10 protein-coding genes are annotated in these 13,485 nt (G+C 68.7%); 3 read left to right on the forward strand and 7 right to left on the reverse strand.

Annotated elements, in window-relative coordinates:
• Positions 1-36: 36 nt before the first annotated feature.
• The 4 genes from ACQPYM_RS13960 to ACQPYM_RS13975 are packed head-to-tail and all read right to left on the reverse strand — an operon-like array spanning position 37 to position 5,282.
• Positions 37-1,425, reverse strand: coding sequence for an HAD-IA family hydrolase (locus tag ACQPYM_RS13960; protein ID WP_433020403.1), 1,389 nt, complete (start codon positions 1,423-1,425; stop codon positions 37-39).
• A gap of 5 nt (positions 1,426-1,430) precedes the next feature.
• A complete protein-coding gene (locus ACQPYM_RS13965) occupies positions 1,431-2,750 on the reverse strand; it encodes a M20/M25/M40 family metallo-hydrolase (protein WP_433020406.1) in 1,320 nt (439 codons plus the stop codon).
• A 1-nt stretch (position 2,751) separates the two neighbouring features.
• Positions 2,752-2,982 (reverse strand): hypothetical protein, encoded by a 231-nt coding sequence (locus ACQPYM_RS13970; protein WP_433020409.1) that lies wholly within the window; start codon positions 2,980-2,982, stop codon positions 2,752-2,754.
• Between the two features lie 50 nt (positions 2,983-3,032).
• Positions 3,033-5,282 carry a M43 family zinc metalloprotease gene (locus ACQPYM_RS13975; protein WP_433020412.1) on the reverse strand — a complete coding sequence of 750 codons (2,250 nt, stop codon included), beginning with the start codon at positions 5,280-5,282 and terminating at the stop codon, positions 3,033-3,035.
• A gap of 260 nt (positions 5,283-5,542) precedes the next feature.
• Between ACQPYM_RS13975 and ACQPYM_RS13980 the strand changes: the two genes are divergently transcribed.
• Positions 5,543-6,088 (forward strand): hypothetical protein, encoded by a 546-nt coding sequence (locus tag ACQPYM_RS13980; RefSeq protein ID WP_433020415.1) that lies wholly within the window; start codon positions 5,543-5,545, stop codon positions 6,086-6,088.
• Here the strand turns inward: ACQPYM_RS13980 and ACQPYM_RS13985 are convergent.
• Positions 6,085-7,068 (reverse strand): GNAT family N-acetyltransferase, encoded by a 984-nt coding sequence (locus ACQPYM_RS13985; RefSeq protein WP_433020418.1) that lies wholly within the window; start codon positions 7,066-7,068, stop codon positions 6,085-6,087. The genes ACQPYM_RS13980 and ACQPYM_RS13985 overlap by 4 nt on opposite strands.
• Before the next feature lie 288 nt (positions 7,069-7,356).
• Between ACQPYM_RS13985 and ACQPYM_RS13990 the strand changes: the two genes are divergently transcribed.
• Both ACQPYM_RS13990 and ACQPYM_RS13995 read left to right on the forward strand, forming a co-directional pair.
• Positions 7,357-10,428, forward strand: coding sequence for a S8 family peptidase (locus ACQPYM_RS13990; RefSeq protein WP_433020421.1), 3,072 nt, complete (start codon positions 7,357-7,359; stop codon positions 10,426-10,428).
• 27 nt (positions 10,429-10,455) lie between these two features.
• Positions 10,456-11,340, forward strand: coding sequence for an SDR family NAD(P)-dependent oxidoreductase (locus tag ACQPYM_RS13995; RefSeq protein ID WP_433020424.1), 885 nt, complete (start codon positions 10,456-10,458; stop codon positions 11,338-11,340).
• A 159-nt stretch (positions 11,341-11,499) separates the two neighbouring features.
• On the opposite strand, the gene ACQPYM_RS14000 is transcribed toward ACQPYM_RS13995, so the two are convergent.
• Both ACQPYM_RS14000 and ACQPYM_RS14005 read right to left on the reverse strand, forming a co-directional pair.
• Positions 11,500-12,378, reverse strand: a complete 879-nt coding sequence (locus ACQPYM_RS14000; RefSeq protein WP_433020427.1) for a prephenate dehydratase — start codon at positions 12,376-12,378, stop codon at positions 11,500-11,502.
• A 39-nt stretch (positions 12,379-12,417) separates the two neighbouring features.
• The gene (locus ACQPYM_RS14005; RefSeq protein ID WP_433020430.1) at positions 12,418-13,221 is read right to left on the reverse strand and encodes a lysophospholipid acyltransferase family protein; all 804 of its coding nucleotides are present in this window, start codon (positions 13,219-13,221) and stop codon (positions 12,418-12,420) included.
• Between the last annotated feature and the right edge of the window lie 264 nt (positions 13,222-13,485).

The following is a 13,485-nucleotide window of genomic DNA, read 5'->3' on the forward strand; positions in this document are numbered from 1 at the left end:
GGTCCCACTTCAGCTCACCGTAACCGACTCACGGCACTAAGGCCTATGGTTGAGCGCGGCCGGAGGCGAAAGCGCCAGCAGAGCCTCGCTGAGCGGGAGCTGCTCAGCACTGCTCAGAACCAGGTCGGCCGCGCCGACCGCCGCCGGCTCGACGTACGGGTTGGGGATCGCCACGGTGGCCATACCCGCCGCGGCCGCCGCCGCGACGCCGTGCGGGGTGTCCTCGACCGCCGCGGCCGCAGTACCGGGGAGTCCCAGGCGCTCCAGGGCGAGCAGATAGACCGCGGGATCGGGTTTGTGCATCGCGACCTCGTCGCCGGTCACGACGAGGTCGAAGAGGTCGAGGGCCCGGACCCGTTCCAGATGGCCGACCACCCACGAGCGCTCCGAACTGCTCGCGATCGCGACCTTCATCCCCAGTTCGCGTGCCTCCCGCAACCAATTGCGGATCCCCGGCCGGAAGTCCAGCGACTCGTGCAGCCGCTCCCGGTGCGCCGTCCGCCGCGCATGGCTGGCATCGCGATCGAAGTCCGGCACCAGCGCCGCGAGCCGCCCGTAGCGGAGTTCCTTGGTATCGCCGCCATGTCCCGGCCAGAAGTCGTCCTCCAGGTCTAGCTCGAGACCGTGATGGGCCCATTCGGCCCGCCAGCTCTCCACCATCGTCGTCTCGGTGTCCATCAGCAGACCGTCGAAATCGAAGACCACCGCCTCGATCGGGACCTCGACCAAGCGCGTCGCCAGCCGGTGGATCTCGAGCGGCGTCAGCCCGCAGCCGGTCAGGTAGGCCCGGACTCCGCCGTACTGCGTATCGATGTGCCGCAACGAGTCGAGAATCGTCTCGGGCAAAGTCCGGGACAGCCGCTCGGCAGCGGCGCGTTCCTCGGCCGGGAGCTCGGCCAGACGGGCGAGAACCCCCAACCGCTGCTCACTGATCGCGTAATCGACCGCGATCTCTTTCCGCGGTACGCCGACCAGCTCGAGCAGCAGCGCGACGAGCAGGCCGGTCCGGTCCTTGCCCGACCGGCAGTGCACGACGACGGGCCGGTCATCCGGTGCACCGACGATGGCGCGCAGAGCCTGCGCGATCTGCCCCTGGTTGCGATCGAGACTGCCGCGATAGATGTCGGCCATCAGCGGTTCGTCGGCCGGTACCCGGTCCTGGTCCCGAACCGGGTCGATCCACGGAATCCGCCGGTACGCCGCTGCGTCCTGCAGCGGATGTGGTCGCGCCAGCTCCCAGTCGGAGCGCAGGTCGAGGACCAGCCCGGCGTCGAGTTCAGCCAACCTGGCCAGCCCGTCGGCATCCAACTGATCGGGGGAGTCGGTCCGGATCATCGTGCCCGCCCGCGTCACCCCGCCGTACCGGGTCAGGAAGCCGCCGAGCTCGCGGGTGTTCAGGCAACCACTCCAGTCCAGATCCCTCACCCCGCTTAGCCTATGACACCTCCGAGCGACTCGTAGTCGTGCCAGTTGCTGCCGTCCCAGTACTTGTGGTGCAGGGCGGAATCGGTGCCGACGACGAAGATGTCTAGGCGTCCGGGACCCCAGGAGACCACCGAGCCCGCAGGCTGTGGACGAGCAGGCGCGCTGATGGCTCCCAACCAGCCGGCCAGCGCCGCGGCGTTCATCCGCAGGATTTCAGTGGCCAACGGCCAGTCGAGGAACTCGAGCTTGTCGTTGGCCGAGTGGATGTTCCCGTTCGCGCTGTCGGCACCCTCGATCGAGAGGACCGCCGGCATCCCCGCGTTGATGAACGGCACATGGTCGCTGGCGAAGGGATGCAACGAGGTCTCGACCTTCAGCCCCGTGTACGACGCGGCCGCCGCGGCGAGGTCGTCGATCTGTCCCGACGACACCGGAGCGCCTTCCAGCATCACGGTCGGCACGGCCGTGTTCTTCGCAGCGATCATGTCCATGTTGAGCACCGCGCGGATCCGCGCCCGCTCCGCTGCCGGCAGCGCCGCGACGTACTGCTTGCTCCCGAACAACCCCTGCTCCTCGCCACCGAAGAGGATCAGCCGTACGTCGTGCTGCCACCGCCGGCTCGCGATCAGCCGACCGAGCTCCAGTACTCCGGCCGCCCCGCTCGCGTTGTCGTCAGCACCAGGTGAACTGCCGCCGGCACCGCCCGCGAGGTTGATGGAGTCGAGATGCGCGGTGATCACCACGAGTCCGCGTGCACCCGGGCCGCTGCCCGGACGGTCGCCGATCAGGTTCTCCGACCGGCCGGCCCCGACGGTGATCGGCATCCGGGTGACGTTGTAACCGAGGGCAACCATCCGGGCGGCGGCGAAGTCCACCGCGGTGGTGAACGACGGACTGAGCGAATGCCGCGTCGGCAGACTCGCGAACCAGGTCAGATCAGCCTGGTACGACGCCTGCGTCAACCCGCTGAGCCAGTGGCTGACCGCCGGATCGGTACGCCGGGCCACCCGCGCCGGTACGTCGACGACGGTGGAGCCTGGTTTCAAGGTCTCGACCCGCCAGCAATGCTTGGACCGCCGTGGGGGTTTGTCCGCAGCCGAGATCACCAGATGCCGGCCGTGATCGAGCAGCGGCGTGACGTCGGGGTACTCGTCCTGGAAGCTCCGCCCGACCTGCGTCACCAGCAGCAGCCCGGGCGCCGTACGGGACGCCCGCCCCAGCTTCTGGTCAGCGGGCACCCACAGGATCGTCTTGTCGCCGAATCGCGCCGACCTGGCGCCGTCGGCGGCATCCGCGGTCGGCGCCACCAAGTAGCGAACGGACATCTCACTCCTCCCAGCGAATCTCCAGCCGATCCGGCTCCACCGAGACGATCGCCCCGGTGGAGCCCGACCCGCGACTCAACTGACCGGCAGCGGACCAACGCCCGGTCAGGGCCTCGGGTGCGTCACCCCGCCCGATCAGCCAGTCGACGAAGGTGCCGTCGGCGCGCAACTCCACCCCCCGCCGGCCACGGGCCGGCGGGAAGGCGAAGTCGTCGCGGCGGTAGACGGTCACGCCGTCGTGGTCCTCCTCGAAGGAGTGCGTCCACCGCCCCTGCGCGTTGTTCAGTTCAGGACCGCCTGTTCGCTGGTCGTCATCGGCATCTGATCGGGCGCCGGCCGGTCGGGCGCCGGCTGGTCCAGGCGGAAATCGCTGACCACCCCGCCGAGGGCTTCGTAGCCGGTGATCGACGGTCCCCAGGCGGTTCCGTCCCACCACTTGTGGTACAGCCCGCCGTCAGTCCCGACGACGAAGACGTCCAACCGGTCGGAGCCCCACGAGGTCACCCGCGGCTCGTCGACACAGATGCCGCCGAGCGACTCGAACCCGGACCACGACGTGCCGTCCCACCACTGGTGGTACAGCGCGGAGTCCGTGCCGACGACGAAGACGTCCAGCCGGTTCTCCGCCCACGACACCACCGTCGGCGCGCTGGAGCAGATGCCGCCGAGGTTCTCCCAGTCGGCCGACCACGACGTACCGTCGTACCACTTGTGGTAGAGCGCGGAGTCGGTGCCGATGACGAAGAGGTCGAGCCGGTTCGGGCCCCAGGCCACGGCGGCCGGGGGACTGGCGCAGACGCCGCCGAGGTACTCGAAATCGTTCCAGGCCGAGCCGTCCCACCACTTGTGGTAGACAGCGTTGTCCGTGCCGAGGACGAAGACGTCCAGTCGATCGGGGCCCCAGGCAACTACTTCGGGCGGGCTCATGCAGATGCCGCCGAGATACTCGAAGCCGTTCCACGCCGTGCCGTCCCACCACTTGTGGTAGAGCGCGCGGTCGGTGCCAAGGACGAAAACATCGAGCCGATCCGAGGCCCACGTCGCCACTCGCGGTGGGCTCATGCAGATGCCGCCGAGGTTCTCGTACCCGTTCCACGCCGTGCCGTCCCACCACTTGTGGTAGAGCGCGTGATCGGTGCCGAGGACGAACGCGTCGAGCCGGTTCGGTGCCCAGGACGCGACTTCAGGAGCACTCATGCAAACACCACCCAGGTATTCGTAGCCGCTGACGGACGGTCCCCAGGAGCCGTCCCACCATTTGTGGTACATCGCGCGGTCGGTGCCGAGCACGAACGCGTCGATCCGGTTCTCGTCCCACGAGACCACCGGGCCGGCCGGCACCGGGAGCGCAGTACCGGGGTCCGAGCCCTGGTTGAGCTCCGTGCGCACGGTGTCCAGGCAGGCCTCCATCCGCGCGACCTGACCGGCGGTGAACATCACCATGCCGCGGTCGTCGGTGTAGTCCATGTAGTTCACCCACAGGTCGCCGTGCGGCCCGTTGCTGCAGGACAGCTTCGGGAACGTCGGTACGCCGAAGTTGGGTCCGCCCTGGTTCGGGGTGTCCGCGACCTCGTCGCTGCCGCTGCACCCGGTGCCGTCGTCGCCCCAGATGTGGAACAGGTTCAGGTAGTGCCCGATCTCGTGGGTCGTGGTCCGGCCGAGATCGAACGGCGCCGCGGCCGTCCCGTTCGTACCGAACCCGCTGTGCAGGACGACCACGCCGTCGGTCTCCGCCGGGCCACCGGGGAACTGCGCATAGCCGAGCAGGCCGCCACCGAGCTGCCCCACCCAGATGTTCAGGTACCGGTTGGCCGGCCAGGGATCGATGCCACCCGTCGCGGACGACTTGATCGCGTCGTCGGTGCTGAACGACGTTCGCGTCGTCTGGGTCCGGGTGACGCCGGTCGTCGGGTTGCCGTCCGGGTCGGTCGTGGCCAGCTGGAACTCGATCCGCGAGTCGGCGACCAGGCCGGCGAACGGAGCGGGCACGATGCCGAGATCGGAGTTGGTGGCGCGGAAGTCGCGGTTCAGGACCTCGAGCTGGCTGTCGATCTGAGCCTGCGAGATGTTCTGCGCGGCGGTGTTCCAGACCACGTGCACCACGACCGGGATCCGCGCGACACCACTGAACCGCTGCTCACCGGCGACGTACTGCGTGGTCGCGTTCTCCAGGGCGGACCGGGCCGCGACGTACTCCGGCGAGGTGGACAGCAGCCGTCGATGCACGTCCATCACACCGCACTGCCGCCGCGACGGGGTCTGCTCGCCGCCGCCCATCCCCGCGCCCTTGCCGCCACCGGACATTCCCGGTGCGGGACCGCCGCCACCTGACATCCCCGGCGCAGGGCTGCCGCCGCCGGTCATTCCCGCGGCTGCCGATCCGCTGCCGGTCATCCCACCGGTGGATCCGCCGTTCATTCCCGGCGACCCGTTGGCCGATCGACCCGTGCCGGCCGGCATCGCTCCGCCGGGCATCTCGTGCCCGGCTCCGCGCCCGGTCTTGTCCGCTCTTCCGTTCGCCTTCCTCGGCATTTCTCCCCCTTGCAGGCGGGGGCGACAAAAGAAGGACGGAACGCACCACGTAGTACTGGCTCCGGACCGTTGCCAGATCCCCCAGACCTCACCGGCCGAAGACGGCGCCGGCCGTCTTCCCCCACCTGAACAGGCTGCCCCCAAGACGCTGCTCGCTTCCACCCTCCTCTCGTCCCCACCGGTGCGCAAGACCGTGGACCCGGGCAGTCGGTTTCGCCGTTTCCTGTGCGCAGGTTGGAGAATGGCCTCAGGAGGGGTGGATGAGAAGAGAGCTGTCCGTACCGTTCGAGGTTCGCGGTCATCGCGGGCTGATCAACATCCGGGTGCTGGCCAACGACGACCCGTGGGCGTCCGGGCATCAGCTCGTCGTACCGGAGCTGGATGCGGAGTCGTTCCGGGGTTTCCCGATCTGTACCGCCACGTTGCGGTACCACGGGCAGGGCCTCAACGCGGTGATGGGCTGGGTGCAGGTGATCACCCGTTCGTTTGACGGCGAGGCTCTTGTGGATACGTTGCCGTTCCTGGCCGACGGCGGGCCGCTGTACGCGTACGGGTACCTGCCGACCTTCTTCGACGCACCCGCGAACCCCGGCCATCCGGACGGGGTGTGGCGCGCGGACACCTTCCTGGTGATCGTGCCGGACGTGATCCACACCCGCGTCCTCGAACCGGTCGCCGCCTTCACCTGGGGCTACCGCCTGATGGGCGGCTACGCCGATCCACTCGACCCAGCCCGCCGCAGCGCGGACTGGAGCGACCACCGCGCGCTCCTGACAACGACGTACCCGGATTGGGTGTTCGTCTAGAGCTCGAGCTCCCAGTTGGTGCGGAGCGCGACGCGGCGGAAGCCGAGGTGGTCGTTGACGGCGATCATCGGCGCGTTGGTGGTGGCGTTCCAGGTGTGCACGACGGCCGGGTGGTCGAGGTCGGCCTGCAGTGCGCGGAGGTTCGGGACCTTTACAGCCAGCCCGAGCCGCCGGCCGCGGTGCTCGCGACGGACGAACGTGCCCCACTGATACAGACGCTCCGGATTGGCGGCGGCGCCACCCATCTCCGTGTACGCCGCCAGCTGTCCGTCGGCGTCGATCGCGACCGTGGTGTAGCAGAAGCGACCTTGCTTGGCGAGACGGGCGTCGGCCTCGCGGATCCGCTCGGGCGTCCAGCGGGACGGCTCATGGTCCAGCTCACCGATCGGCACGTCCTCAGCCATCGCGGTCAGCGCCTCGGCGAACTGCTCGATCCACTCCTCGGGGTGCGGGCCGCGCCACTGGACGATCGTGTACCCGGGAGCCAGTTGCTCCAGTTCGGCGAGCCGCGCCTCCGACAGCGGCAGCTCGAGCACCTGGTGCAGCTCGACATGCTTGCGGATAAACCCGCGCGCGGCAGCGAACGCAGTACCGGCGCTCTCCCCGGTCTCCGCATCACCCAGCAACGTGCTGGACAGCAACCGCCGTCCGTCCTGCCGCGCCCGGTCGATGACAACCTCCAGCAACTTGCTGCCCACCCCCGTACGCCGGTACGGCGCGGCAACAGCAAGCTCAACCTCGACAAGATGCGTGTTCTCCTGCAAATACCAGTCAAGCCAGGCAATCCCGAGCCACTCGTCACCATCCACCAGCCCGATCCCCTCGGCCCGCAGATCCGAGTGCTCACCGGCCATCAACACCCGAGCCTCCTCCAGCCCAAGCCCAACCGGAAACTCCTCCTCCCGCCGCACCCCATCCCGAACTGCGAAGAACCGCTCAAAAACCGCCCGATCCCGCCCATCCACACTCACAATGTCCACCCGCTGACCCTAGGCGAAATGCTCAGCCTCCACCCGGAAATAAAGGAGCGTGACCACCCGCCATCTCAGGAGCACTACGTGAGAAAACCCAGCTTGCTACCACTCCTACTGCTCACCACCGCCCTCACCGCGTCCGCCACCACTGCTGCGGGTTCAACTGAAAAGAGCGCACCTCTCGCAGACTCCGCGGCGGCATCCGCCCCCGCCCCCTCCAACGCAACGGGTTCTGATACGCAGCCGGCCTCTCCGCCAAATTCCGCGGCGCAGCGTGCCTCAGCCAGCGCGGTGGTGGCCGCCGCGATCCCCGCCACCTCAGCCACGCCACCCAAAGACCGAGTAGTCACGCTCATCACCGGAGATCAAGTAGTACTTCTGAACGCAAACCCAGAACACGCAATCATCCGCCCCGCTCCAGGCAGAACGACCATCAACTTCGAGTCCCGCCGCACAACCGACAAGTGGACGGTCATCCCCTCAGACGTCCGCGACGCCATCAACCGCGGCACCCTCGACCCCCGCCTGTTCGAGCTCAACGGGCTCCTCCGCGACGGCTACGACGACACCACGCGCGCCGACATCCCGCTCCTCATCACCCACCGCACCACCCGCGCCAAACCAACTCACGCGACCGTCACCGCAACCCTCCCGGCCATCAACGGCCTAGCCCTCCGCGTCCCCAAGTCCAAGGCGACCGCCTTCCTCAAAGCCAACTCGAACCAGAAGATCTGGCTGGACGGCAAGCTCCGCACCACGCTCGACCACAGCGTCCCGCAGATCGGCGCCCCCACCGCCTGGCAATCCGGCTACACCGGCAAAGGCGTGAAGATCGCCGTCCTCGACAGCGGCATCGACTCCACCCACCCCGACCTGGCCGGCCAGGTCACCGCCTCCGCCAACTTCACCGACGAACCCCTCGACGACACCGCCGGCCACGGCACCCACGTCGCGTCGACCATCGCAGGCAAGGGCGTCACCGGCTACCGCGGCGTCGCCCCCGACGCGAAGCTCCTGAACGGCAAGGTCTGCGACGCCCACGGCTACTGCCCGGAGTCAGCCATCCTGGCCGGCCTCGAGTGGGCCGTCGCCCAGCACGCAAACGTCGTCAACCTCAGCCTCGGCGGTCCCGGTTCGGACGCCCTCGACCCGCTCGAGGAAGCCGTCGACCGCCTCACCCGCCAGACCGGCACCCTCTTCGTGGTTGCCGCTGGCAACGAGCCCGGCAAGGCGAGAATCAACAGCCCCGGCTCAGCCGACTCGGCACTCACCGTCGGCGCCGTCAACGCGCAAGAACAATTGGCCGACTTCTCCAGCCAGGGCCCCGGCCCCGGTGACGCGATCAAACCCGAGATCACGGCTCCCGGAGTCGGCATCGTCGCCGCTCGCTCCGCCGCCGCCCACCCCGAGGATCCGGTCGGCGACAAATACACCCGCATGTCCGGTACGTCGATGGCCACCCCACACGTCACCGGCACCGCGGCACTCCTCGTCCAGCAACACGCTGACTGGAAGGCCCCGGAGCTCAAAGGCGCACTGATGGCAGCAGCCAAGCCAGCCGCCGATCTAACGGCGTACAAGCAAGGTGCCGGGCGGGTATACGCAGGCCGCGCGGTCACTCAATCCGTCATCGCCGAGACGCCGAGCATCTCCTTCGGTACTGCGCTCTGGCCGCACGCCGACGACAAGCCCGTCGCCAAGCAACTCGTCTACCGCAACCTCGGCACCAGCCCCGTCACCCTCGACCTCCGCACCGAATTCGCCACGACCGGCCAGCCGGCACCAGCACAAGCCTTGACGCTGAGCACCAACAAGCTCATCATCCCCGCGGGCGGCAAGGCGTCCCTTCAAGTCACGTCGGACACCTCTCACAGCGGCCCGGACGGCCTGTACGACGGCAGGATCATCGCCACCGCCGGACAGCAGCAGCTCATCACGCCCATCGTCGCGGACAAAGAGGTCGAGAGCTACAACCTCACGATCGCGCACCTCGGTCGCGACGGAAAGCCCACACCATCCAGCGGATCCTGGCTCTGGAACCTCACCACCGAAGAGTTCCACGAAGGTCCAGTCGATGCCGACGGCAAAGAAATCGTCCGGCTGCCGCGCGGCTCCTACTTGCTGCAGGCAACGATCAGTGGCGCTGCGGCAACGAGCCAACTCGTCCAACCGAAGCTGGAGATCGATGGCCACCGGTCCCTGGTCGCCGACGCGCGTCAGGCCAAGCCGGTCGACATCACCGTGCCCCGGAAGGACGCGAAGCCGTACCTGACCCAATCCGGCTTCCACCGCAGTACTCCCGAAGGCCCTTGGCTTAGTCTCGGCCAGCTCTTCCTCCCCGGCAACGCGCTCTTCCTCGGTCGTCTCGGCGATCCGGTCCCGGACGATCAGCTGACCTCGTTTGTGATGACGAGCATCGGGGCGCCCGGTCGGGACGGCGAGTTCGTCAATTCGCCGTACACCTACAACCTGCTCGACACCCGGCGCGGATCGCCGTTCGACGGGCTGACGAGAAAGGTCTCCGATCGCTCGCTGGCGCACGTCGCGTCGACCTTCCACGGCAGCCTGGCGACGCCGGATGCCGCCGCGATCCAGGTCGCATCCCAGCCGAACGTCCGCCCGCCACTCGGCGTCGGCTTCCGCATGACGCTCCCGGCCAAGGTCGACCAGTACTACGAACCGGGCGCGACCGAATGGACCCGGATCTGCCAGGACGAGTCGATCAACCTGACGGCACCTGCCCGGCGTTTCCGCGCCGGGACGACCTACGAGCGCTGGAACGCGGCCGTGCACACTCCCGGATTCGCCGGCCGAGGCAGCGCAGTACGGGCTGGTGATGCACTCAAGGTGCAGTTCTTCTCGCACAACGATTCCGACGGTCACGCTGGTACGTCGGAGGGCGTGGCGGTGACCAAGTTGTCGCGCGACGGCAAGGTGGTCGCCGAGTCGGACGAGTTCGGCAAGCTGGAGGTGACTGGCCAGCCGCCGGCGCAGTACCGGCTGGAGACCTCGCTGGCGGGGACCACCTCCGTTGACGCCACCTTCCGCTCGACCACCGACGGCCCGCTCCCGCTGCGCTTCGTGCGCTTCCACCCAGCCGTCGACACGCGCAATCAGCTACCCCGCAAACCCACCACCCTCCTGCCTTTCACGTACGAAGCCCAGCGCGGCACCCCACCGGTCAAGAACCTCGTCATCGAGTACTCACCGGACGGCAAAACCTGGAAGCGCGCCTCAATCGTCGGAGCCCGAGCAATCTTCCCCACTCCGCCAACCGTCATCCAGATCTCCCTGCGGGCAACCGTCACCGACAAGACCGGCAACACCACAACCCAAACAACCCTCGACGCCATAAATCTCAGGTAGCACCGCTGCCCTCGATAGGTTGCAGGAATGAAGACAGTGGTGGTGAGTGGCGCGACCGGCGGCATCGGAACAGCAATCGTCCAGCTCCTGCTCCAGCGAGGCGACCGGGTGCTCGCAATCGGCCGCTCCGCCGAGAAGCTCGCCGCCCTGAGCGACAGCGTCGCGGCGCCGGCCGCCACGCCGGCGCCGCACCCGCCCGCAGCGCGCCCGCCGGCAACCGCGCCGGCAGCGCGCCCGCCGGCCACCACGCCGGCGCCGCACCCGCCGGCAACCGCGCCAGCGCCGCGTCCGCCGGCAGCCACGTCGGCGCCGCGTTCGCCGGCAGCCACGTCGGCGCCGCGTTCGCCGGGGGAGCTGGTGCCTTTGGTCATCGACCTGGCTGAGGCGGCGGACCTCACGGAGCACTTCGAGGGACTCGGTGAGCTGGACGCGTTGGTGCACTGTGCGGGGATTGCCGAGGTGGCGTCGGTTCAGGAGACCGGGCCCGACCTCTGGCAGCGCACTCTGACGACCAACCTCACCTCGGCCGCAGAGCTGACCAGGGTGCTGCTGCCATCGCTTCGGGCCCGCCGGGGCGGAGTGGTGTTCGTCAACCTGGCTCCGCGGATGGGCGTGGTGCCCCGCTGGTCGGCGTACGTCGGGAGCAAGGCGGCGTTGACCGAGTTGGCTGATGCGCTCCGGGCCGAGGAGTTGCGCACCGGCGTACGGGTGACGTCTGTCTATCCCGGTGGTACTGCGACCGAGCTGCTGAAGGAGGTCAGGAGCCAGTTCGGCGGGCCCTTCGACCCCGCGGACTGCATCGAGCCGGCGACCGTGGCGCAGTACGTGCTGCTGGCTCTCGACGCGCCCGCCGACGGCTACCTGACCGACCTCTCGATCGCACCCATCGCAGCCGCCCTCCGACATCGCTGACGCCAAAATCCCGACTTTGTGCACCGCCTGAGCGGATCCGCCCGTCCGATCCGCTCACGTCGTGCACAAAGTCGCCCGGACGCCAGGACGCCCGGGGCGAGCGGGCGCGCGGGGGCGCGGGGGCGCGCTGGGGCGCGCGGGGCGGGGGCGGGGGGGGGGTTAGTGGTGGGGGCGGAGGGCCCGGTTGGCGGCTGGTTCGGCGATCTGGGCGCGGAAGGGGTGGGCCGGGTAGACGCCGAGCAGGCGGACCTCGACCGAGAAGAAGGCGAGCTCCTCCAGCGCCAGGGCGACGTGCGGGTCCTCGGGGTGACCTTCGACGTCGGCGTAGAACTGGGTCGCGAAGAAGGAACCGCCGAGCTGGTAGCTCTCCAGTTTCGTCATGTTGACGCCGTTGGTCGCGAAACCGCCCATCGCCTTGTACAGCGCGGCGGGAACGTTGCGGACGCGGTACACGAAACTCGTGATCGTCGGGCCCGAGCCGACCGCGGGGACGTGCGGTTCGCGCGACAGCACCAGGAAGCGGGTGGTGTTGTGGTGCTCGTCCTCGACATCCTCGGCCAGGATCTCCAGGCCGTAGAGCTCGGCCGCGGCGACCGGCGAGAGCGCGGCGACGGTAGGGTCGGCGAGCTCGGAGACCTCGCGGGCCGACCCGGCCGTGTCGTCGGCGACGACGGTCGACCAGCCGTGCTCGCGGATGATCTTGCGGCACTGGCCGAGCGCGTGCACGTGACTGCGCACGGTCCGGATCGACTCGATCGAGGCGCCCGGCACCGCCATCAGCTGGAAGTGGATCGGCAGGAAGAACTCACCGATGATGTGCAGCCCGGAGTCCGGCAGCAGGTGGTGGATGTCCGCCACCCGGCCGGCGATCGAGTTGTCCACCGGGATCATCGCGAGCCCGGCGCGGCCGGTGCTGACCGCCTCGAGGGCGTCCTCGAACGTCGTACAGGGCAGCTGTTCACGGTCCGGGAACATCTCGGTGCACGCCATCGCCGAATTGGCTCCTGGCTCACCCTGGTATGCGATCGGTCCGTCCACGGTTTCCCAGCCTAGCGCCATGCCATCTCACCCTCTGGATCAGGTGTCCGTCTTGCGGACTTTCTTGGGTGCGCCGGTGGGCGCCCGGCCTTCGAGGAGTTTGGCCTTGGTGGCGTACATGTCGGTGTACTCCTGGCCGGACAACTCCATGATCTTGTACATGATCTCGTCGGTGACCGCGCGCAGGATCAGCCGGTCGCCTTCCATTCCCTCGTACCGCGAGAAGTCCAGCGGCTCGCCGAACCTGACCGTCGGGGACGCGAACGAGGCGACCACCTTGCCGGGCGGCGCGACCACGTCGGTACCGATCACGCCGCACGGGATGACCGGGACCTTGGCCTCGAGCGCGAGCCGGGCGACACCGGTCCGGCCCTTGTACAGCCGGCCGTCGTGCGAGCGGGTGCCCTCGGGGTAGATGCCGAACAGGTCGCCGCGCTCCAGCACCTTCAGGCCGGCCTTGATCGCGCCCTCGGAGGCCGAGCCGCCGGAGCGGTCGATCGGCACCTGGCCGGTGCCCTTGAAGAAGCCGCGCTGGAACCGGCCCTTGATCCCGGCACCGGTGAAGTAGTCCGACTTGGCGACGAAGGTGACCCGGCGGCGCAGTACCAGCGGCATGAAGATCCAGTCCGCGTAGGACAGGTGGTTGCTCGCGATGATCGCCGGCCCGACGTCCGGGATGTGCTCGGCGCCCTCCACCTTCGGCCGGAAGATGCGTTTGACCGGCGGGCCGACCACGACATGCTTCAGCATCCAGTAGATGCCCTTGCCGTCGCCGTCACCCACGTCCCCGACCGGGACCTCCCGGTCCGGTTCGGGCCGCGGCGACTGAGCCGGTTCCGTCATCGATGTCCTTTCCTCACGTTTCCCCGAGCCCTCATGATGCCGTACGACGCCCGTACCCGCCCCCGCCAGCTAGCAAGTCGCCGCGCCGTCAACCGCTGACAACTCCCGGCCCACCTTCGTAGGCTTTCCCCGGCGGGCTCACCAGAGCCAAACCGGGGCGCCAGACATGGGGGAGGACCGCCCGGTGAAACCCAGAACAACCCGCCTAACCGCAACCCTGGCAGTAACCACAGCAGCCCTGATCGGCCTCCCCTTAGCAGCCGC

This window comes from Kribbella sp. CA-294648 (assembly GCF_050943845.1).
In the GTDB taxonomy this organism is placed as follows: domain Bacteria; phylum Actinomycetota; class Actinomycetes; order Propionibacteriales; family Kribbellaceae; genus Kribbella.

Coding starts and splice junctions, on each gene's coding strand:
- ACQPYM_RS13980 (WP_433020415.1), top strand. CDS start 5,543: ATGAGAAGAGAGCTGTCCGTACCGTTCGAGGTTCGCGGTCATCGCGGG.
- ACQPYM_RS14005 (WP_433020430.1), bottom strand. CDS start 13,221: ATGACGGAACCGGCTCAGTCGCCGCGGCCCGAACCGGACCGGGAGGTC.
- ACQPYM_RS13995 (WP_433020424.1), top strand. CDS start 10,456: ATGAAGACAGTGGTGGTGAGTGGCGCGACCGGCGGCATCGGAACAGCA.
- ACQPYM_RS13975 (WP_433020412.1), bottom strand. CDS start 5,282: ATGCCGAGGAAGGCGAACGGAAGAGCGGACAAGACCGGGCGCGGAGCC.
- ACQPYM_RS13965 (WP_433020406.1), bottom strand. CDS start 2,750: ATGTCCGTTCGCTACTTGGTGGCGCCGACCGCGGATGCCGCCGACGGC.